Here is a 22536-nt window from a genome sequence, read left to right on the forward strand (position 1 = left end):
TCATCAATGCCCGGCATTAAGAGAATAATCTGTCTGAATAAAAGGGTGAGTTACATATTTATGTGACTTTTTAACAAGTGCTAATAAGGGAAATATCATGGCACAAGATATGTTTATCAAGATTGATGGAATCGAAGGTGAATCGCTGGATTCCTCACATACCAATGAAATTGAAGTGCTGAGCTGGCATTGGGATGTTCTTCAACATTCTAATATGCACAGCGGTTCTGGCGGTGGCTCAGGTAAGGCCACGGTAAATGATTTTTGCTTTTCTCATTATACCGATAAAGCCAGTCCAAACTTGCTGAGTTACTGCCTGACCGGTAAGCATATTAAATCGGTTGTTTTTGTGGTGCGTAAAGCAGGTGGCAATCCTCTGGAATACCTGACGATTACCTTTACTGACGTCATCGTTACCCGTGTGGATATGGCCGGATCCGCCGACGACGAAATACGTCCTCGTGAAAATATCAGCCTGGCCTTCACCAAAGTGACACAGGATTATGTCATGCAGAACTCAGAGGGAAGTAAATCTGGCGTAATTTCAGCAAGTTATGACATTAAAGCTAATGTAAGTAATTAATTTTAATGGGTGAGAAAATAACTTGCCACCCGCCGGGTGGCAAGTTATTGGCAATGGCGGCAAAACAATAAAACCAAAAATGTAGCCCTCATAACGACGTAGTAAAGGTTCATGTCCTATGCAATATTTAAAAATATCCGTTTTAGCGAACCCGGTTAGCGCCTTTTTATTGGCAATATTAATGTCATTTTTACTCGCTGGTTGCAGCTCGCCCTTTTCCAAAAAGACGCCCGACAGCTTTAAAATTAAACTTGTTGCTGCCAACGATATTAATCTCAATGAAGAGGGCAAAGCGGCGCCTCTGAGTATTTATATTTTTGAGCTGAAATCGCTGGATAATTTCGAAAATAGCGATTTTTTCACTATCACTGACGGTTCCAGCGACGTACTTAAAGCAGAAACTAAAAAAGTGTACGAAGGCATTATCATTCCTGGTGAAAGCAGAACGCTGACGTTGTCGCCCGACAAAGAAACCCTTGCTCTGGGAATGGTAGCGGCCTATCGGGAGATCGACCGGGCTGGCTGGAGCGAGGTCTGGGAGCTGTATAAAAAACACAATAAAAAATCATGGTGGCGGAAGGTATTGCCCGGTGAGGCAATTGTTCTGACCGTGAATTTTGAAAGTCTGGCTATCTCAATCGATAAAATGGATTAAACGGTGAGAACAAATAAAGTCGTCTGGAGCGAAGGGCTGTTTCTTCGTCCACAGCTATTTCAGCAGCAGGAACGCTATTTTGAATATTATGCGCACAAGCGTGCGGCAACCCTCTCGCCATTTTTCTGGGGATTTTCCAGTTATGATATTGATATGGAAGCTCTTTCATATGGAAAGCTGGTACTGCGCACGGGTCGTGGTGTGCTACCGGACGGTACGCCATTTGATATTCCTGACCACGCCGCGCTGCCTGAACCGCTGACCGTTACGTCCGATCATCTGGGAAAGATGATTTATCTGGCCGTTCCGCTACGGCTGCATAACAGCGATGAAACGATTTTTGAACGTAAAGATTATGGCTCTCTGGCTCGCTTCTCGGCGTTTGAAACAGAGCTGAGCGATACCAATGCTATCCGTCAGGGGCCGAAACCGGTGCAACTGGCGAAGCTGCGCCTGAAACTGGTTTGTGAAAGCGAAATGACGGAATCCTGGATTGGTCTGCCGCTGACCAGGGTCAAAGCGATTCAGCCTGACGGCAGCGTGCTGCTGCATGTTGACGATCATATTCCGCCGGTAACCGGCTATGCGGCTAACCCGCTACTCACCGAATGGCTGACGCATCTTAATGGGCTGGTGAAAATGCGTGCCGAAATGCTGGCTAATCGCTTATCAAGCAGCGATGGCAAGGCCAGCGCGAGTGCGGAAGTGGTCGATTATCTGTTGCTGCAAATTTTTAATAAATATGAACCGATCCTGGACCACCTGCGGCATGTGCCGGAACTGCCGCCGATTCAGCTGTATCAGGAACTGGCTAAATTCGCTGGCGAGCTGTCGACCTTTATTCGTACTTCAACCCGGCGGCCCAAAAGTGCACCGGGTTACGATCATGCACGCCTTTACCAGTCGATACGCCCTCTGGTTGAGGATCTTCACGATCTGCTCAATCAGATCCTGATCCGTGCCGGGCAGATGATTGTTTTACATGCCAAAGGCAACGGCGTCTGGACGGCGGCAGTGCTACCCGGCGAGCTGCTGACCTTCTCTAATCTGGTGCTGGCGGTGCATGCCCAGCTGCCTATGGATGTCCTGCAACAGCAATTTTCGGCACAGGCTAAAATCAGTGCCCCGCAGCAGCTTCATGAACTGGTGCGATCTCACCTGCCAGGACTGGTCTTACAGGGGCTGCCTGTTCCACCGCGCCAAATTCCTTATCACTCAGGTTACGTCTACTTTGACCTGGCAAAAAGTGGCCCCTTTTGGGAGAAAATCGCCGCAACGGGCGCGCTTGCCCTGCATGTTGCCGGTGATTTCCCTCAGCTGAAGATGGAACTTTGGGGAGTCAGAACCTGATGAAACCGGAACCGGACGCGCCGCAGGTTACGCCAACGCCTCAGGCATTAGGCAAATTTTTGCTGGATGAGCAGCCCGCTTCCGGTATGCCTGACGACACTGATACAGAAACGCTGGCCGGATTTGCCTCCACGGATCGGAGCATGAAGAGTGAAGCTTCGCTGAAAAGCGAGGGGGTTCAACAGCGGGTAATGACGGTGAAAAAAGCGGTCAATCCCTTACTTGAAGCGGTGCAGCCGCTTTTACGTGCGCTGAGTGATATGCCCGACAGCATGCTGGCGGCTGAACATGTGGATCTGCTTAAGCGCAGCCTGAAACAGGAAATCAATCTCTTCAGCGTTGTCTGTGATGAGGTCAATATCTCCTGGAAGAAGATGGCCATCGTGCGCTACTGCATCTGTACCGCGTTAGATGAGGCAGCGCTGACGACCGCCTGGGGTATAGAAACAGGGTGGTCGCAGAGCAACATCCTTAACTATTTTGAAGGCGATAACGACGGCGGCAATAAATTCTTCCTGTTAGTGGGCCGTTTGTCGATGAACCCGCATGAGTATGTGGACGTGCTGGAGGTGTTATTACGCATCCTGGGGCTGGGCTTTGAGGGACGCTACAGCATTCTGGAAGATGGCGATCGTCAGCTAACTAAAATCCGCCAGCGTCTGTTAACGCTGGTTCAAAGCACTCGCGATTCGATGCCTGCGGCGCTATCACCTCATGGGATGGTGGTCCGCGATAAGAAGCGAAAACGCGAACGGTTTATTGTGCCGGTTCGTGCCTCGTTTTTACTGGCCTTTCTGCTGGTCGGTGCCCTGTTTATCTGGTGCAAATATTGGTTATCAAGCCAGGGCATGCTGATCCAGCAGCGTATTTACGCCATGCAGCAGTTGAACGTTAGCAGGCCACCGGTACGGCTACGTTTACGGTTGGCTACATTGCTGAAAGAGGAGATCGCGAAAAAAATGGTCAGCGTGGATGAAACGCAGAGCCAGAGTAAGGTCGTCTTTCGCGGTGATTCAGTCTTCCTTTCCGGTTCAGACAAAGTTATTTCCGCGATGGAGCCTGTTCTTTTACGGGTGGTCAAAGAGGTGCATCGGGTAAATGGCGACGTGGTGATTGTGGGTCACACCGATTCCACGCCGGTTAAAACCAAAACCTTTTCCAATAATCAGGTGCTGTCGGAGAAGCGTGCTGCGGACGTTGCCCGCTATTTTATTGCTGAAGGCATGGATCCCAGCAAAATCACCGTCCGCGGGGCAGGCGACAGTCAACCCGTTAGCAGCAATAAAGATCCGCAAGGGCGTGCGCAGAACCGGCGTGTGGAATTTTTTGTCACTTATTGATGAGTTAAATAATGCGTTTTTTGAACAGGATATTCTCACATCGCATCATTAAGACCACGATGGTCATCATTATTTTTTTGCTCATCGTGGCCGCAATTTGGTTCCTTGGTCCGTTTCTTGGGTTTGGCGAAACCCGGCCTCTGGAAAGCGTTGAGGCCCGGGCTCTCTTCATCGTGCTCGCCGTATGCTGCCTGATTGGCTTAGGGTTCAGCGTTCCCTTCTTCCTGATTGTCGCCACTACGCTCGGGGTGATTGTTTGGGTGATTGGCCCTTATCTTTTTATTGGTGATGGCTATCCGCTGAAAAGCGTTAACGGCAGGCTGATGGTTATTAGCGTCATTGTGACCATAACACTGCTGTATGGCGTCTGGAAATTACTGCTGGCGTTGAAAAACAACCCCAAACTGCTGGAGGGATTTTTCAGCCACACAGACGAAACCAGAGCGGATGCCAATGTTTCGGAGGTGAATTCAGCCATCCGCGAAGCCGCTGACTACATCAAAAAAATCCGTCAAACTCTGCCGTGGTTTCGCCGGCTTTTTTTTCCTGAGCGGAGCGCGGACTCTCTGCCATGGTATATGGTTGTTGGTACACTGGAGGCGGGTAAAACCTCTGCGATTTTATCTTCCGGGCAACATTTCCCACTGCCGGAGCAACTCAACCGTGTTTGTAAAGAGAGCCAGCCTACAAGGAGCTGCGACTGCTGGTTTGCTAATGATGCGCTATTTATCGATACCGCAGGAAAATATGTCGAGCAGCCGCAAAGTTGCCTGCCGGAATGGCACGGCATATTAAAAGCAATTAAAAAATACCGGCCGGTGAAAGCGCTGAACGGTATTATCGTCACCCTTTCCGTTGCTGAAATTATGGGATGGAATAAAACCGAGCTGTACGATCTGTCAGCAAAGATCCGCGCTCGCCTGGACGATGCCCGTAAAGCGCTGGACGTCCGCTTTCCGGTTTATGTTTTGATTACCAAAGTTGACCAACTCGCTGGATTTACCGAATATTTTCGCAGCCTTACCGAACAGGAACGCGGGCAGCTGTGGGGCGTCACCTTTCCCTACGGCGAAGAAATGACGACCTCAATCAATGAACTGCGCGAGCGCGTTGAGTCCGAACTTACGCTGCTGGAAAACCGCCTTGAAAGAAACATGACGCTGCGCCAGCAGGAAGAGTACGACAACGCGGACAGGAAAAAAATGTATGCGCTGCCGCAGGACTTCAGAATGCTGGCACAGGGTGTGGCGGAGGTGCTGCAAAACATTTTCTTTTCTTCCCGCTATGACGAAACGCAACGCTATACCTCACTGCGCGGCGTCTATTTTGTTAGCAATCATCAGCCGGAAAATCGGGTGATGGTTAACAACATTACGCTGATGCAGAAATGGCGCAATTTTGTCAGTAATCAGCATTCTCCCTCGCTGGCTTATTCCGCGACCTTGCAGGAAGGGAGTGATTCTTTGGTGACGGATGTCGCCTGGGGGCGGCAATATTTTCTCCGGCAGCTGTTCTCAGACATCATTATCAAAGATGCCGATCTGGTGCAGCATAATCTGCGAGTGGAATCAAAATACCGCTTCCAGAACTTGTTCGGCCATGCTCTGTGTCTTATTACGGCCTTACTGCTGCTCAGCGGTTTATACCACAGCTATAAAAATAACGGCGAGTACCAGGCCGCGACGATGGTTAAAGTCGCCAGCCTGGAAAATGAGGTGAAAACCTTCCAGAAAAATCCCGATCGGGATCGGTTACCGATTCTGCTCAACGGGGCGCAGTACCTGCCTGAATTTGCCGGACTGGAGATACGCCATCCTGATATAGCGTTCCGCTATGGTTTGTACACGGGTACTGAACTGGCGAAACAGGCCGACGGCCTTTATCACTATTTTCTGCGGCGATTACTGCTGCCACCGATTGTGACTCAGGCGCATGAATCGTTGCAGTCGGCGATTCTCAATCGGGACAGCACAGAAATTTTTCACGCGCTGAAACGCTATCTGATGCTGACGGGACAGGGAGAGTTCAGTGCAGATTATCTGGTTAGCCAGACGACCCGAGCCTGGGAGGTTTCTGGCCTGATCCAGCCTTATGAAGAAAGAAGCCTGTTTGTTGCCCATCTTAACCAGCTGTTCAGCGATCCCGACTGGCGGCAGTATGGCCAGACGGTCGATAAAAACCTGATCGCGGAAGCCCGTGAGTTTCTCAACCAAACCCCCCGGAACGAGCGTCTGTACGAACGGGTTAAAACGTTGCTACAGGCTCAAGCGCCAGAAAACCTGACGCTCGGCAAAATGACCGATGAAGAGGCCGGGCAAATTTTTACCGTTATTGATGCCGACCTCGCGAAAAACGGCATTCCGGGGCTTTTTACCTGGGAAGGCTACCACCAGGTTTTTAAAAAAAAACTCGCCGGAATACTGCGGGGGTTGCAGGATGAAGACCGCTGGATAATGGACGATTCGCCAAAGTCGGCCGCCGGTGCATCGCTGAAGATCAGCCGTACTGCGGGCGTAATCGACCCTGTGCAGGATGCGATTACCGGACTTTATCTGAAAGAATATACTCGCCAATGGCAGGATTTTTTACGCAATATCCGCCTGAAAAGCGAAGGGTTTGATCAGCGGGACATGGGTCTTTCATTTGATATTTACATGATGCGTACGCTGGTTTCTACTCAATCGCCGCTGATTAGCCTGGCGGCTCGGGCAGTAAAAGAGACCACGCTGTCCGCAGAGTTGCCTGACAGTTTGTTGGCAGGCCAGAACAGGCCGATGGTCAGCAGCCAGCTCGTGGATGCGGCATCTAAGATCGGTCTGGCCTTAGCTGCGCACGAAAAAAAGCGGCTGCGTGAAGGCGTGGATAACTATTTTATTCCACTGCGGGAATTTGTCGGTGGGATCAGCGAGAAAGGTGCAACGCCATCCTCAGGAACAAAGCTTGCGCAAATTATGAGCGTGTTGAACGATCAGTACACGTTGCTGGTCATTTCGGACAGCGCGATTAAAAGCGGCAATTTGCCGGTGGTATCCGACACCGGTCAGCGGCTGAGTGCTGAATCTGCCGTCTGGCCGGATCCGTTCAAATATATTATTGCGCCTTTGTTAAACGGAGCTTACCGGCGGGTCAATCATCAAATTGTATTCAGCAGCAATAAGACTATTGCAGCGGGATTGGGTGAAATCTGTCGTACAACGCTACAGGGGCGTTATCCCTTTGCGGACAACCGCGAAGAAGTCAGCCTGCTGGATTTTGAACGCTTTTTTGCCGCTGGTGGCCTGGCCGACGACTATTTTAAAAAAAATCTGGCTGACAAAGTGGATACCAGCAGTAAGCCGTGGCGCTACAGCGGTGATATCGACACCCAGGATTCAGAGGCGCTGGATATTTTTGAACGGGCAGAAGAGATTCGCAGCGCCTTTTTCCAGAATGGCGGCAGCAAGCTGGGCATTAATTTCTCCGTAACTATTCCTTATATGGATCCCAGCATTACCCAGCTGAATCTGAATTTTGACGGCAGCGTGATGACATACGCCCACGGTCCGGTGACGCCAAAGCGTTTTCAGTGGCCCGGAAAGCGCGCCGAGTCGGTGGTTAACATGAGCACTAAACCGCGTGTCACGCTGGAAGATAACGGCATGACCATGACCGGCCCCTGGGCGCTTATGCGCTGGCTGGATACGGTAAAAGATATCGCCACATCCGATTCCGGCCAGCCGGTGCTGATTTTCAATTTAAGCCGACGACGAATCAACGTTGAAGTGACCGGTTTAACGCATGACGATGAACTTATTATCGATTTATTAAAAAATTTCCGTTGCCCTGGCGCATTTTAGTGCCGGCGAATTAAGGAGTCTTACCGATTTTGTAATCAGGATGAGCGAAGCGACAAACCCCGTCTGGCTGTCGCATGGAATATTAACCACGGATTAGGTATTGATATGGCGAGAACGATTACTTTAAGCAGTTCGGCTATGCCTGTTTTGCTGGGCGAGCCGGCTTTAGTATTAACTAAACTCGAAGGAGAGGAAGCCTTCTCCACTCTCTACTCCTATACGCTGACGGTGAAGACGCCTGCCAATTCGTTAATTCCCTGGCAGTCGGCATCGAATGTCGATATCAAGGCGTTGATCGGTAAAGAGATGACCATCTCCATTGAGCTTGACGGTAATGGCCTTGATGAACTGCTAAACATTGGCGGCGGGACGCGTGAAATTTCGGGCCTGGTACAGCAAGCAAGATTTTTAGGACGCGATGCCAACCAGGCACTATTTGAAATTATCATCAGGCCCTGGCTTTATCTCACTGAACTCACCTCTGACTTTAAAATCTTCCAGCAGAAAACGGTAGAGGAGATTATTGATGAGGTACTGGCTGATTATAATTTTCCGGTTGAAAAACGGTTAACCGGCAGCTATCCCTCGTTGGATTTTCAGGTGCAATATGGGGAAACCGATTTCAACTTCATTGAGCGGTTGATGGAAGAGTGGGGTATTTACTGGTTTTTTGAGCACCAGGATCAGAAACACAAGCTGGTGCTGGTGGATCATGTCGGTGCGCACAAACGTTTTATCAGTGAAGCCTACCATGTTATTCACTATGTCCCGGATGAACCCAAAGCTGACCAGGAATACATTACCCGCTTTGCTTTCCAGGAAACCATTACTTCCGGTAAGTGGTATACCAACGATTACGACTTTACCAAATCCCGCGCGGACATTTCGGCAGCTGACAGCAAACCCCGGCAGACCAGCTTTAATGAAATGGAAGTTTATCACTGGCCTGGCGATTACGATCAACCTGATATTGGCGAACAGCTGGCAAAAGTGCGGATGGAAGAGCAGGGGGCGGTGGGTTCCCGTGCTTACGGCTCTGGCGAACTGCGAGGCATTGTCTGCGGCAGCAATTTCGAACTGCAAGACTGCCCGTTAGAGAAAGCGAACCGTGAATACATGGTCATTTCCAGCAATCTGGTGATTACCGAAGTCAGCCAGGTTACCGGAAGTGGTGAATTCAGCTACGCCTGCGATTTTATCGTTCAGCCCACCACGAAAATTTACCGTCATCCTCAACAGGCTACCCGGCCAAAAACCACCGGTCCGCAGACCGCTATCGTCGTGGGCCCACCGGGTGAAGATATCTGGACTGATACCTATGGCCGCATCAAGGTTCGCTTTTTATGGGACCGTTATGGCGTCAATCGGGAAACTGACTCCTGCTGGATCCGTGTCAGTCAGGCCTGGGCAGGCAATAATTTTGGCGGCATCTACATTCCCCGGGTTGGACACGAGGTGATCGTTGATTTTATCAATGGCGATCCCGATCGTCCGTTGGTGATTGGCAGTTTATATAACAACGTGACGATGCCGCCCTGGGATTTACCGCAAAATGCGACACAAAGCGGGCTGGTTAGCCGCACGGTTGGCGGGGGGCGTACCAACTTTAACGGGATCCAGTTTGAAGATAAAAATGGACTCGAACAGTACTGGGAGCAGGCCGAGCGTGATATGTCACGCCTTACCAAGCGTAATGAGTCGCAGCTAATCGGTGTGAATTCCGATATTACGGTTGGCGCAGCACGGGCGTTGACCGTCGGGGCTTCCAACACCCGGCAAATCGGTATTAATGAAACGACGACGATTGGCGGTAATAGCGGATTGACCGTGGGAGGCGCGGCAAGCATCAATGTGGCGGCGACGCAGACAGTGGCGATTGGTGGTGCCCAGTCAGTATCCGTTGGCGGCGCCTGCGGCCTTAACGTAGGTGGTGCGGCGATGACCAATGTAGGCGGCTACTATTCGCTGGCTGCTGGCGGTGCCGCGGCGATCGTTGTTGGCGGCGAACTCTGTATTTCTGCGAGTAAAATTAAACTCGTCGCCAGTCATATCGTTATTCAGGGCGGCCAGGTTGATATCAATCCAGGCGACAGCTGCTGCTGTTGTGGCAGCGGCAGTGGCGGGGGCGGCGGTGCCGTTGCCGGCATACCCAGCCTGTCGCCATTTGCCTTTGTCGGATTGTCTCTACCGTTACCTTCGTTGCCAATCGTTGTCCCCAATCCGGAAGTGACTGTAACCGAGACGCCAACAGTAACGCCGACAGTGACACCGACGCCGACGCCAACAGTGACGCCAACACCGACAGTGACGCCGACGCCAACACCAACAGTAACGCCAACGCCGGTCATAACCACTCCGGAACCCCGTGCTATTTTCACTGGTACACGTTCTCCTGGAGTGACGCAATCTCCTGAATATACAGGAAATAAGGAAAGTCAGGCGTCACCGGAAGAGGCTATTTTCAAGCGCGCAAGCATGGATGATGAGAAAGACTAATCCGTTTCTGGCAGCGCTTAATCGGCAGGCTAAAACCTTACACTGTAATAAATCGAGGTGAGATATGACATGTTGTGCAGCCAGAGTCGGTGACGCAACCGGACATGGCGGATCCATTGTCAGCGGCTCCGCTAATGTAACGATTAACGGCTGCCCGGCAGCCGGCCTTGGCGCAAGTGCCACAGTTTGTGCGTTTCATGGCGGAGCCGCCATAGCAAGTGGTTCAGGTAGCGTTTTTGTCAACAAATGCAATGCAGCGAGGATAGGCGATGTAACCGGCTGCGGAGCACCGATCGCAAGTGGATCCGGCAACGTCATTGTTGGAGGTTAACGCATGCAGTTACTCATGACCTGGCCCACTACAGGATCCGCTTTTACGTTGAACGAAGCGTATTCGGTCGATCGTCCTGCCTGTTTTAACGTCCTGAGCGGCCGGTTTGACGAGGCTCAGCCCGTTGATGCGGCCTGGTTTTATCTCACGGCAGACGGGCCGGTCATTTTTAATACCTGCCAGACCGTGGTTTGCCTGGTTGATGGTGTTGAAATCGCAGAAGGGCAAAGACAGCTCTTAAAGCCTGGCAGCGTCATTCAACTGGGGCACTTTACCTTTGAAATCCTCGCCAGCACTGAGCGGGCTGCGCAGGAGGCCCTGCTGCACAGCCTTCTCGATTTGCAAAATGATGAAGAAAACCCCGGTTATACCGTGCCGGAAATTGACGCTATTTTGCCAAACGGCGGCCATTATACTGGCGATCTTCGCTATTTTAATGACGTTCCGGAGGCCGATGAGGCTGAGCCCGACGTATTAAAAAAACTCGAAGTTGAGTACAAGAAATTCCTTATTTGGGGGGAACAAAATCGTAACTTCTTTGATAAGGGCGCCGGGCTAAATAATAAACTTCCCGGAAGTGATGCCTGTTTTGAGGCGGTTCGGGAAGAGATGAAGGCCAGAACGCTGACCGAATGTATTATCGAAGCACCTTCATTAATTGATAAGGTCTGGGAAGAATTAAAAATTGAAGAAAGCGACAATTCACTTTTAGGTGAAGAAGAAAAAACGGACATTTTAAAAGCGCTGGCACCGGATAATATTGCCTCTCGCGAGAAGCAGCCTGTGCCGGAGCTGGTGTTTCAGGATCTGTATAAAATTGGACTGGACAGTCTTTATTAACCTATGGACAGGTAACTATGCGTGATGCGACCTCGTTAACCGAATTACTGAAAACAGCGCAGCTTAGCGAGCTGCTGGCTGATGTCTCAGCACAAGTCAGAGCGAAACCCGACGATGTTTTGCTGCGTCAGACCTTATTTAAGCTCTGTTGCATAGAAGGGCTGTGGGAAAAAGCACTCATGCAGCTACAAACGCTTCAGCTGATGGAAGAGGTAGCGCCACAGCTAACTGAACTGCACAAAAATCTTATTTTCAGCGAGCTGATCAGAGAAAGCGTGCTGGCTGGCGAGCGTCAGGCCGCGCTGCTGGAAGAACCCGGGCCGGAATGGATGGCGCTGTTACATCAGGCCAACAAGCTGAACCGGCAACAGGAAGAGGAGCGTGCGGAGACGCTGCGCTTACAGGCTTTCGATTTGGCGACGGAAAGCGCAGGCTACAGCGAAACAACCGGTCAGTTCTCCTGGATAGCCGACAGCGATGGACGTATTGGACCCGCCTGTGAATTTATCAGCGCGGGTGGCTATCGGCAGGTGCCTTTTTCTTTACTGCGATCGTTAAGCGTTATGCCACCGAAGGATCTGTTAGATCTGATCTGGACGCCTGCGCACCTCAACATTAACGGCGATCTGCACTACGGCTATGTTCCCGCTCGTTATCCTTTAACCGCCGGCGCCTCGCAGGACGTGAAGCTGGGACTGCGAACGGAGTGGGTGGATGTTTTTGGCGTGTTATCGACAGGCGTGGGCCGAAAAATGTTGATTACCGATGGTGGCGAATTTTCTCTGCTGGAAGTCTCCAACATCACCTTTGCATAGCGAATCTGCTGATGGAAAAAAAACGGCCCTGGTCGCCCACTTTGCTGCAAAGGTTACTGGATGAAGAGCCTAAAAAGCAGCAGGAAAGTTATGACGCCTTCTTTTTTACCGCCGACAACCTGCGTGCCGTGGTGCAAACAGAGATTGGCTGCCTGCTAAATAACACCAATATTGAAGAGCAGCTGGATGAAAATCGTTACCCGCAGGTTATCGAATCGGTCATTAATTATGGCGTTTCTCCGCTGGTGGGAAAGTATGCTAACCATCATAACTGGGCATTAATTGAAAAGAATATCCGGAACGCGTTATTACGTTTCGAACCAAGAATCATTCCGGAATCGCTGCTGGTGCGTCCCCTGATAACGAAAGCGCATCCCGGAAACAACGGTATGGTGCTGTTTGAAATCCGCGGGTTAATTTACTGGCAGCCTCATCCGATCGACCTCTGTATCAGCGGGGCTTACGATACCGAAACGGCAAAAGTCGATCTGAAATCTTGATAAGGGCGATTTATCGCCCCTTTTCATCTTCCCCGGCGAGTGTTTAAATCCCCTGACGATAAAAATTCAGGAGGACCTATGCTGCCATCGCAAACCATCAGTCTGACGATCCCCCGTAACTGGGTTGACCTGTACGAAACCATCTGGAAACCCGACTATTTCCCCAAATGGGCTTCCGGCCTCAGCCAGTCCGAACTTGAGCAGGAAGGTAACGCCTGGAAAGCTAACGGCCCGAACGGTGCGATCAAAATTCGTTTTACCGATCACAATGCGTTTGGCGTGATGGATCACTTTATCGATACCGGTTTCGGCAAGGAAGTGTATGTGCCGATGCGGGTGATCGCTAACGAAGAGGGCGCAGAAGTGGCGATCACCGTGTTCCGTCAGCCGCTGATGTCTGACGAAAAGTTTGCTCAGGACGTCGAGTGGGTGAAGCGCGATTTACACACTCTGCATACATTGTTAACGACCTGAGTCAATATGCGGTTACTCAGATGAGCCGCTCGCCGCTTCCGGCGTCGAACAGGTGCATCTTCTCATTGTCGATGCCAAGCCCGATAGCCTGATCGGGCAGGGCTTCAACACGGCCAATAAACTGAACGTGCAGCGGGATGCCCTGCCATTCAACATGCAGCAGGCTGGATTCCCCCGTCACTTCAATGAGTTTCACTACGGCCGCAGGCTGGTTTTCGAGGGTGACGGCGCGGAAATCCTGCGCGCGCAAACCGACGAGAACCGGTTTATCTCCCTGACGTGCTGCGGGCTCATGCCAGCGGGTTGGCAGCGGAAACCACAGCTCGTGACACCGAACGCCTGGCCTGTCGGCGCGCGTTTCCAGCCGGCCTGGCAGCAGATTCATCGGCGGTGAGCCAATAAAACGTGCGACAAAAGTGTTGGCAGGCGAATCATAAATTTCCAGTGGCTTGCCCTGCTGCACGATAACGCCATCGCGCATCACCACGATTTGATCGGCCAGCGTCATGGCTTCAACCTGATCGTGGGTGACGTAAACCGTGGTGGTTTTGAATCGCTGATGCAGCGCCTTGATCTCTGCCCGCAGCTCCATACGTAGCTGCGCGTCCAGATTCGACAGCGGCTCATCGAAGAGAAACACGCGAGGATTGCGTACCATCGCCCGGCCCATCGCCACGCGCTGGCGTTGTCCGCCAGACAGCGCTCGTGGATAGCGGTTCAACAACTTACTGATGCCCAGAATCTCCGCCACACGTGAAATTTTGCTTTGCTGCTCAGCGTGCTTTACCCGTTTAACCTGCATATGAAAGGCGAGGTTTTCTGCCACCGTCAAATGCGGATAAAGCGCATAACTCTGAAACACCATCGCGATATCACGATCGGCCGGATCCAGATCGTTAATCTGCTGATTATCCAGCAGGATCGCACCGGCTGAGAGCGTATCCAGCCCGGCCAGTAAACGCAGCAGCGTGGATTTTCCACAGCCGGAAGGGCCAACCAGTACGGTGAAACTGCCGTCAGGAATGGTCAGGTCCAGCGGAGAGAGAACCGTCTGCTTGCCGTAACGCTTTTCTACCTTAACCAGTTCAACATGCGCCATAAAATCCTCGAAAGTCGCGTCATCAGCCTTTGCTTCCACCGCTGGTCAACCCGCTGACCAGACTTTTTTGTAACCAGACAGCGATCAGCAGCGGCGGCAGCGCAGCGAGTATGCCGACGGCGGCTATCAGCCCGTCATCGGTGGCGCGGCCTGCCGTAAAGCCCGCGATCGTCACCGGTAATGTCTGGGCATTAAGATTGCTGGTAAACAACAGTGCATAAAAGAACTCATCCCACGCCAGCAGCCAGCCGAACAGCGCGGAAGCACCCAGCAGCGGTTTCGCCAGCGGTAACGTGATGCGCAGCAGCACCTGCCAGAAGCGTAACCCATCCAGCCTGGCGGCCTGTTCAATATCTACCGGTAGCGCATCGAACTGGTTTTTTAACATCCAGGTGAGAAACGGCAGGATTAGCGAGCAGTAAACCAGCACCAGCCCCAGATGCGTGTTAAGCAGATCAAGCTGCTGCAAAACAAAGTACAGCGGCAACACAAAGGCGACGGGCGGTACCATATAGATCGCCAGACTGGCGAGCAGCCAGCCTTCGCGGCCAGGATAGCGTGAAAAACTGAACGCGGCGGGGATCGCCAGCAGCAGCGAAACCAGCGTTGCGCCACAGGCTACCAGGATACTGTTGCCCAGCGCATGGAGAAAAAGCTGGCCAGGCTGGCCGGGTGTCAGAGAAAGCAGGCTGGCATAGCGGCTGAAATCCCACTGGCGCGGTAGCCATTGCAGTGGAATACGGGTCAGATCGCTGCCGGAACTGACGCTCATCAGAAACAGCCACAGCATGGGCGCCAGAATGCTAATTGCTACCAGCAGGGCCGCCAGATAACGAAAGAGAACGCGCAGTTTACGTTTCATTGGCGGTACTCCGACGACGTTGACGCCAGACCATCAACAGGTAAATTGCAATCAGCACGCTGCACATCAACGTCATCAGAATGGCATAGGCCGCGCCGCTGCCCGCGCGAAGGTAGCTGAAAGATTCCTGATAGACGAAGAAGCTCAGGGTTTTGGTACTGTCCACCGGCCCGCCACGCGTCATCACATAGATAATGTCGAAAATTTTAAAGGCGTCGATAGTACGCAGGATCAGCGCAACGCTGAGTGGGCCAACAATTGCAGGAAAAGTAATGGCCCTAAAACGCCTGAAGGCAGAAGCACCATCCAGACGAGCAGCCTCGAACAAATCTTCCGGCACCGACTGTAGGGCAGCCAGCACCAGCAGCGTCACCAGCGGATAGTTTTTCCAGACGTCAGCGAGCATCACGGCATTCAGCGCCGAATCGGGCGAACCCAGCCAGCTGCGGTAGCTATCAATGATCCCCAGCTGTGTCAGTAGCGCGTTGATACTGCCGTAGTCAGGGTTAAAATTCAGCCGCCACATCATCGCGTTAACGATCGTTGGCAGTGCCCACGGGAGGATAACCAGCACCCGCAAGACGCTGCGGCCATAGAACTTTTGATTGAGCAGTAAAGCCACCAGCACGCCGACAATGCCTTCCAGCGCCACCGACGCAACGGTGAAATAGAGCGTGCGCCAAAGCGAGGCAAGGAAGTCCGGGTCGGTCAGCGCATAGCGATAATTTTCCATGCCAACATAATTTACCGGGCCGCCAGTGCCGATAAGCGCAGCATCGGTAAAGCTGAGCCAGATAGTACGCAGCAGAGGCCAGGCTGTAAGCAGGCCCATCATTACCAGCATGGGTGCCAGCAACACCCATGCCTGACGCTGCTCACGCTGTTGCAGACTGAGCATCAAGACCCCTTAACGTAGACGTTGGGCGCTTTTGGTCACGGCAGCCATCGCGGCTTCCGGGGTTTTCTGGCCTTGCAGCACCTGCTGGATCTGCTGCTGGAGCGTGTTGGAAAGGCGTGAATAGTCGCTGGTAATGGGGCGCATCAGCATTACGTTCAGCGCCGGTTTGGCAACGGCAATCAGCGCTTCCTGTCCTTTTTGCACCGCCGCAATATCGTAGGACGATTTCCAGATCGGCAGGCTCAGGCGCGCATATTTGTTCTGTACCGGCTGAGAAGTGAGATAGCGAATATATTGCCAGGATTGCACGGGATTGCTGCTGGTCTGCGTCACGCCCAGTCCCATTGAGCCGTTCATGGCGGCTACGGCACCGGGTGTTTCCGAGGGTGCCGGAACGATACCGACGTCACCCGCCACCTTACTTTGTTTCGCATCGTTAGCCATGTTGTACATGTAAGTCCAGTTCAGTGCGAAAGCGGCATCGCCGTTGGAGAAAACTTTGCGGACGTCTTCTTCAAGGTATTCACGAGAATTTGGATTAGTCACGCCTTTATCCAGCGAGGTTTTCATATACTGAACGGCGTTGACCGAGCCAGCATCGCTGAAATTAAGCTTGCCGTCTTTACTGAACTGTCCGCCAAACGCGGAGACCAGCGTAGTGTAATCACACACCAGCGCTTCGGCCTGCGACCAGCTCCACACCAGTGGATATTTTACGATGCCTTTTTCTTTCAGGATCTGCGCCTGTTCCATCACTTCTTGCCAGGTTTTTGGCGGATTAGCTATTCCCGCTTTTGCCAGCATTGCTTTGTTGTAATAGAGATATTTGGTATCGAGGATCCACGGCATTCCCCACTGTTTGCCATCCCAGCTAACGGTACTCCATGCACCGTCAAATATCCGGGTTTTTTCGGTAACGGAGATCTGGCTGGTGACATCTTTCAGCAGGTTGAACTTACCGAATTCTGCGGGCCACATATCGTCAAACAGCACCACATCGTAACCGTTACTGCCTGCGCCTTTTGCCGCCACGATCTTGTCGTGCAACGCTTCGTAAGGCACAAATTCCAGGTTAACGCTGATATCGGGGTTGGCTTTTTCAAAATCACTGGTCATGGCACGCACATCGCTTTCACTGTAGGCGGCTTGAGACATAAATAAGGCGTTGATTTGGGTTTTTGCAAACGCCATTCCTGAGGAACTCAGGGCAAACAGCGTCAGTAAACAGCTAAAGCGGGGGGGAAATCGACTAATCATACAGACTCTCCGTTGTGATACATGAGAAGCGAGTGATAAGTGATATTGAAGCCAGAAAAATGCCTGGACCTACCGTAAAGTAAATAGGCCAGGCATGAATTAACAGCACTTTCTTATTTATAACTACCGGTTAGCGGGTTCCCCTTAGCGTTGGCAGTATTGCCGCCCCCAGCGCGCCCGCCGCATCGCCAAGAGATGAATGCGTTATTTTTCTGTTGACCGCGTAACCTTCTGCACGCGTCATCACAGCATCCATCCCTGACTGAAACAGTGGAAGCAGAGCCGCTGCGCTGCCGCTTAGCACGGTGGCATCCGGGCCATATAGCGTCAGTAGCGTGTTCAAACCGCAGCCGACAACCTGGCCATAGTGGTGCAGGATCCCGGCTACCGCCGGTCTTGCCGCCATCATTTCACTCAGCACCGCTGGCGTGCTGGCATCCCACTTCAGATTAGGAATTTCTCGCCTGAGCTGTTTTTGTAGCTGGGAACGCGAAGCCAGCATTTCCCAACAGCCCTGTAAGCCGCAGTAGCAGTGAACCGGCTCGCTTGAGACAGTAATATGTCCCGCTTCCGGGTGCTGTCCGTCGCTGCCGCGTAGCGGTTTACCTTTATCGAGTAGCGCGACGCCGATGCCGGTGCCGAGCGTGACCATCAGCATTCGCTCGCTGCCGCGTCCGGCCCCCAGATGATATTCTCCGAGTGCGGCAACAACCGCGTCATTATCTATCGCCACCGGCACCGCCAGCAGTTCGCGCAGCTCGGCAACCAGCGGATAATCAGAAAAACAGGCCAGCGTGTCGTTGTTTTCAATAATTTCAGTCACGTTATTAACCGGCCCGCTGGCGCCGATGCCCAGGCTCCCCAGGCGCTGGCCGACAGGCCGCAGGCGACAGATAATATCAACCAGCGCTCTGGCTCGCTGATCCTGAGGCAAAGTGTCGAACCAGGCGGTAGGGATCGTTTCAGACGCAACTTCCTGCTCGCCAGCCAGTAAAATAATGCGGGTGCCGGTGCCCCCCATATCAATGCCGGCGCGTAATGGAAGTGCGTGTGTCATCATATTTTTACCGTGATTTTGTTGCCGTAAAGAAACTGGCCGGGCACCATGCCGTTTGCACGAGCCAGCGTCACCGTCAGGTGCTGTACCCAAAGCATAGCGCAGAGCAAGCGGGCGAGCGGCTGACCTGCTGGCGTAGGCCACTGCTGACAGCCAGCCCAGGCCTGCGGGCCGACAGCGACAACTTCACTGCCGTTGGCGGCCAGATCGGCGGCCAGCGTTTGCAACGTGATATCGTTCTCTTCGCCAAACAGTAGCGCCAGCATGCCCTCTCCCGATGTCTCCATCGGACCGTGACGGAACTCACCGCCGATAAAACCTTCAGCAAATACTTTGGACGCTTCTTTAGTGATCAGCGCACCGGTCAACGCAGTAGCTGCATCCGCGCCGGTTCCAATCATCGCCACCCGGGGTCTGGCATACTTAAACAGGCGTTCGGTAACGGCCTGTACAGGTTCACGTTGCGTAATGATATGCGCCACCTGCGGTAATAATGCCCGTACCTCAGCAATCAGCGGCGCTTCATCACGTCCGCTCAGTGCATAAAGCGTGCGATAGCTGGCAACCAGCGTATTCAGATAGCTCTTTGCGCTGACGGTCGATTCTTCTCCACTTTTCAATTCGACGACGATATCCGCCTTTTTTGCCAGCAGGCTGTCAACATCGTTAGTCACGCCAATCAGCGTTTGCGGCATTGGCACGCTTTCCAATACGGCGACGATCTCACCGCTCATACCTGATTGCGACGTCATCCACAGTAATGTGCGGTTCGTAATGAGCTGAGGCATATCCAGCAGCCGCCCGGCATCAAGACGCCAGACCGGAAAACCACGCTCAATCAGCTCACGTTCGATAGGGATTAGCGCGTAATCGGACGATCCCATTCCGGCCAGCACAATACGATCGTATTGGTCGAGTGCCAGGCCATTCAGCATTTTCGGCAGGGTAGAGTCCAGCTGGTCGCCCAGTGCACTAACCTGTTGATCCAGCTCTTGTTCATAGGCGCTACGGTGAATGGTCGTCATCGGTGCCTGCTCCTGAAGATCGTTGTCCCGATAAGCGTCACAATATATGCACGAATTCGTGCAGTCAATACGCTATCAGGCTACATCTGTTTATTTTAGCGCCATAAATTGACCGTTAATCGTGACAATTGCGCAACTATGCGCCACTATATGCATGAAAACGTGCAAATATAGAGCAGGGAAAATTCAGGATGACGGCAAGCCAGCGCAGAGCGCAAATTGTAGAGATGATCACAGAAAAAGGTTATCTGAATGCCGCGGAGCTTTCAGCGATCTTCGGTGTGGATTCCTCGACGATCCGACGCGATCTTTCCCTGTTAGAAAAAACGGGGCGGGTGATGCGTACCCACGGCGGCCTTCTTCCCGTTGCGGCAGATAATAATTTCGATACGCCTTACAGCGTCCGGCTGCAAATGAATGCGGCTGCCAAAACGGCCATTGCCCGTCATGCTGCCAGCCTGGTAAGAGATGGACAGTCGCTCATCCTCGATAACGGCTCCAGCGTCTATGCCCTGGCGCTGGCACTGAAAGAGAAAAAGAACCTGACCATAGTGACGAATGATATTTATATCGCGATGGCGCTTGGCAACCAGCCTGGTTTTACGGTGCATGTGGCAGGCGGGCTGATGCTTTCCCAGGTTTATACGCTGGTGGGGCAGGAGACCGTGGATAAAATCAACAGCATTCACGTTGACTGGGCATTTTTGGGCGCAGAAGGCGTGCACTTTGAGAGCGGTATCACCAATATCAATACGGTCGAGATACCGGTAAAGCAGGCGATGATCAAAGCGGCAGATAAAACCGTGGTGCTGGCCGACAGTTCCAAAATGGGCTATCGGGCGCTGGCTCATGTCTGTCCGCTGGTGGATATCAGCCTGATTGTCACCGAAAACGCGCCAGCCCTGAAGCAACGTGCAAAATATGGCTCGCGGCTGGTGGCGGTGGAAGTGGAATAGGGGGCGAATGACGGGCTATAGAGTGATGCTGGACATAGGTGAAGACGCCGAAAAAGATTTCTGGAAAGGCGCGTTTCGTTTCCCCTGCGTCAGCCATAATATCTATTTCCAGCAGGTGGAAAATGGCATATTCGTGTTTGCCGTTTATCCTCAGCGCAGATTGCCATTGCTACTGCGCCAACGGAAGCCTTCTCATTCTGCACGCTATCGCGAATCAATGAGCACTTAACCGCACGCGTCTTCATCCCTTGCCTCAGCTTCCGCAAAAATGCACTAAAATCAGTTCTTTTAGCTGTAAAGTGAGCCTCAAAATGCTGTATCGCCGCTTTGAACGACTGATCGACATTTTTCAGGAAGCCCCCAGCGCCACGCCGCCCAACAGCGTCTGGCCGTTCTATTACTACTATTTGCGTCAGGTCTGGCAGAGCTTTGCCCTGCTGCTGGTGGTTGGTCTGGTCGCGTCGCTGATTGAGGTGGCGCTGTTCCGCTTCCTCAGTACCATCATCGATATGGTGAATACGACCCCGGCCGACAATTTTTTCAGCGTCCATGCTAACGAACTGATCTGGATGGGCGTGGTGGCGCTGGTGCTGCGGCCACTGTTTATTGGCCTGCACGATCTGCTGGTACACCAGACGATTAACCCCGGCATGACCAGCATGATCCGCTGGCAAAACCATAACTACGTGCTGCGTCAGAGCCTGAACTTCTTTCAGAGTGACTTTTCCGGGCGTATCGCCCAGCGCATTATGCAAACCGGCAATGCTCTGCGGGACTCGGCAGTGCAGGCCGTCGATGCGCTGTGGCACGTGCTGATTTATGCCATCACCTCACTGGTGCTGTTCGCCGAGGCCGACTGGCGGCTGATGATCCCGCTGCTGCTGTGGATTATCGGCTATGTTGTCAGCCTGAAATACTTCGTGCCGCGCGTTAAATCACGCTCGGTTGCCTCATCAGATGCCCGCTCTCGCCTGATGGGCACTATTGTTGATGGCTATACCAATATCACTACGCTGAAACTTTTTGCGCACAGCGACCTTGAGCGCTCCTATGCGCGTGAGGCGATAGGCGACCAGACTGAAAAAACCCGCCAGCAGGGGCGAATGGTCACAAATATGGATGTAGTGGTGACGACGCTTAACGGTTTGCTCATTGTGGGCACAACCGGCCTGTCGCTGTGGCTGTGGACGCAATCGTTGATCAGCGTCGGGGCAATCGCGCTGGCAACCGGCCTGGTGATCCGCATTGTGAATATGTCTGGCTGGATCATGTGGGTGGTGAACGGTATTTTTGAAAATATCGGGATGGTGCAGGACGGTTTGCAGACCATCGCTCAGCCGGTCAGCGTTGCGGATAAGCCGCGGGCGCCTGCATTAAAGGTACACCGCGGTGAGATTCGCTTTGATGGGGTGAATTTTAATTACGGCAAAGAGCGTCGGGTCATTGAGAACATGCAGTTGACCATTCGTCCCGGCGAAAAAATCGGCCTGATCGGGCCGTCCGGCGCAGGGAAATCCACCCTGGTCAACCTGCTGCTTCGGCTCTACGACCTGGACGGGGGACGGATTATCATCGACGGACAGGATATTTCGCAGGTCAGCCAGGAAAGCCTGCGTGCTCAAATTGGTATGATCACCCAGGATACCTCGCTGCTGCATCGCTCTATTCGCGACAATCTGCTGTATGGCCGTCCCAATGCAACAGAAGCGGAACTCCAGCAGGCTATTCATCGCGCTAAAGCCGATGAGTTTATTCCACTGCTGTCTGATTCGCAGGGGCGTTACGGACTGGATGCACACGTAGGCGAGCGTGGCGTGAAGCTTTCCGGCGGGCAGCGTCAGCGTATTGCGATAGCCCGCGTGCTGCTGAAAGACGCGCCAATCCTGATTATGGACGAGGCCACATCCGCGCTGGATTCGGAAGTGGAAGCGGCCATTCAGGAAAGCCTGGAAACGCTGATGGGCGGCAAGACGGTTATCGCGATTGCCCACCGCCTTTCTACCATCGCCAAAATGGATCGGTTGGTGGTGCTGGAAAACGGTCGTATTGCTGAAACGGGTAGCCATAGCGAGCTGCTGGCGAAGGGGGGATTATATGCCCGCCTGTGGCATCACCAGACCGGTGGCTTTGTTGGCGAGTCCTGATCGCTGAGCCATCAGAGG

20 protein-coding genes are annotated in these 22536 nt (G+C 52.7%); 14 read left to right on the forward strand and 6 right to left on the reverse strand.

What is annotated here, in order from left to right; all coding sequences use genetic code 11:
* Positions 1-97: 97 nt before the first annotated feature.
* The 11 genes from EHV07_RS00710 to EHV07_RS00760 all read left to right on the forward strand — a co-directional run bounded on the left by EHV07_RS00710 (position 98) and on the right by EHV07_RS00760 (position 13220).
* Positions 98-583, forward strand: coding sequence for an Hcp family type VI secretion system effector (locus EHV07_RS00710; protein ID WP_147193907.1), 486 nt, complete (start codon positions 98-100; stop codon positions 581-583).
* Between the two features lie 118 nt (positions 584-701).
* A complete protein-coding gene (gene tssJ, locus EHV07_RS00715) occupies positions 702-1238 on the forward strand; it encodes a type VI secretion system lipoprotein TssJ (protein ID WP_147193910.1) in 537 nt (178 codons plus the stop codon).
* A 3-nt stretch (positions 1239-1241) separates the two neighbouring features.
* Entirely contained in the window at positions 1242-2588 is a 1347-nt protein-coding gene (gene tssK / locus EHV07_RS00720) for a type VI secretion system baseplate subunit TssK (protein ID WP_147193912.1), read from the forward strand.
* Positions 2588-3928: a type VI secretion system protein TssL, long form gene (tssL, locus tag EHV07_RS00725; protein WP_147193914.1), complete on the forward strand. Its 1341-nt coding sequence runs from the start codon at positions 2588-2590 to the stop codon at positions 3926-3928. Before tssK ends, tssL begins: the two co-directional genes overlap by 1 nt.
* Positions 3929-3939: 11 nt before the next feature.
* Positions 3940-7764 carry a type VI secretion system membrane subunit TssM gene (gene tssM / locus EHV07_RS00730; protein ID WP_147193916.1) on the forward strand — a complete coding sequence of 1275 codons (3825 nt, stop codon included), beginning with the start codon at positions 3940-3942 and terminating at the stop codon, positions 7762-7764.
* Positions 7765-7902: 138 nt separating this feature from the next.
* Positions 7903-10260, forward strand: coding sequence for a type VI secretion system Vgr family protein (locus EHV07_RS00735; RefSeq protein ID WP_147200486.1), 2358 nt, complete (start codon positions 7903-7905; stop codon positions 10258-10260).
* Between the two features lie 64 nt (positions 10261-10324).
* Complete coding sequence (locus EHV07_RS00740) at positions 10325-10591, forward strand: PAAR domain-containing protein (protein WP_147193918.1); 267 nt, start codon at positions 10325-10327, stop codon at positions 10589-10591.
* A 186-nt stretch (positions 10592-10777) separates the two neighbouring features.
* Positions 10778-11431, forward strand: coding sequence for a TagK domain-containing protein (locus EHV07_RS00745; RefSeq protein WP_168199576.1), 654 nt, complete (start codon positions 10778-10780; stop codon positions 11429-11431).
* A gap of 17 nt (positions 11432-11448) precedes the next feature.
* Complete coding sequence (locus EHV07_RS00750; RefSeq protein ID WP_147193922.1) at positions 11449-12246, forward strand: type VI secretion system accessory protein TagJ; 798 nt, start codon at positions 11449-11451, stop codon at positions 12244-12246.
* An 11-nt stretch (positions 12247-12257) separates the two neighbouring features.
* Positions 12258-12746: a type VI secretion system baseplate subunit TssE gene (locus EHV07_RS00755; protein WP_147193924.1), complete on the forward strand. Its 489-nt coding sequence runs from the start codon at positions 12258-12260 to the stop codon at positions 12744-12746.
* Positions 12747-12824: 78 nt separating this feature from the next.
* Complete coding sequence (locus tag EHV07_RS00760) at positions 12825-13220, forward strand: polyketide cyclase (protein WP_147193926.1); 396 nt, start codon at positions 12825-12827, stop codon at positions 13218-13220.
* A 16-nt stretch (positions 13221-13236) separates the two neighbouring features.
* Here the strand turns inward: EHV07_RS00760 and EHV07_RS00765 are convergent, their stop codons facing one another.
* The 6 genes from EHV07_RS00765 to EHV07_RS00790 form a co-directional block, all read right to left on the reverse strand.
* Positions 13237-14319 (reverse strand): ABC transporter ATP-binding protein, encoded by a 1083-nt coding sequence (locus EHV07_RS00765; RefSeq protein WP_147193928.1) that lies wholly within the window; start codon positions 14317-14319, stop codon positions 13237-13239.
* 22 nt (positions 14320-14341) lie between these two features.
* Positions 14342-15181, reverse strand: coding sequence for a carbohydrate ABC transporter permease (locus EHV07_RS00770; RefSeq protein ID WP_147193930.1), 840 nt, complete (start codon positions 15179-15181; stop codon positions 14342-14344).
* Positions 15171-16079, reverse strand: a complete 909-nt coding sequence (locus EHV07_RS00775; protein ID WP_147193932.1) for a carbohydrate ABC transporter permease — start codon at positions 16077-16079, stop codon at positions 15171-15173. Before EHV07_RS00775 ends, EHV07_RS00770 begins: the two co-directional genes overlap by 11 nt.
* 9 nt (positions 16080-16088) lie before the next feature.
* Positions 16089-17336 (reverse strand): extracellular solute-binding protein, encoded by a 1248-nt coding sequence (locus EHV07_RS00780; RefSeq protein WP_147193933.1) that lies wholly within the window; start codon positions 17334-17336, stop codon positions 16089-16091.
* A 130-nt stretch (positions 17337-17466) separates the two neighbouring features.
* Entirely contained in the window at positions 17467-18396 is a 930-nt protein-coding gene (locus tag EHV07_RS00785) for an ROK family protein (RefSeq protein WP_147193935.1), read from the reverse strand.
* Positions 18393-19418, reverse strand: coding sequence for an SIS domain-containing protein (locus tag EHV07_RS00790; protein ID WP_147193937.1), 1026 nt, complete (start codon positions 19416-19418; stop codon positions 18393-18395). The genes EHV07_RS00785 and EHV07_RS00790 overlap by 4 nt, the downstream gene beginning before the upstream one ends.
* Before the next feature lie 191 nt (positions 19419-19609).
* Here EHV07_RS00790 and EHV07_RS00795 point away from each other — a divergent pair, with 191 nt between their 5' ends.
* From EHV07_RS00795 to EHV07_RS00805, 3 genes are all read left to right on the forward strand, one after another.
* Entirely contained in the window at positions 19610-20374 is a 765-nt protein-coding gene (locus EHV07_RS00795; RefSeq protein WP_147193939.1) for a DeoR/GlpR family DNA-binding transcription regulator, read from the forward strand.
* 7 nt (positions 20375-20381) lie between these two features.
* Positions 20382-20603 (forward strand): hypothetical protein, encoded by a 222-nt coding sequence (locus EHV07_RS00800; RefSeq protein ID WP_147193941.1) that lies wholly within the window; start codon positions 20382-20384, stop codon positions 20601-20603.
* Between the two features lie 82 nt (positions 20604-20685).
* Complete coding sequence (locus EHV07_RS00805) at positions 20686-22518, forward strand: ABC transporter ATP-binding protein (RefSeq protein WP_147193943.1); 1833 nt, start codon at positions 20686-20688, stop codon at positions 22516-22518.
* Positions 22519-22536: the final 18 nt, after the last annotated feature.

It is taken from the genome of Pantoea sp. CCBC3-3-1 (assembly GCF_007981265.1).
Lineage (GTDB): Bacteria > Pseudomonadota > Gammaproteobacteria > Enterobacterales > Enterobacteriaceae > Erwinia.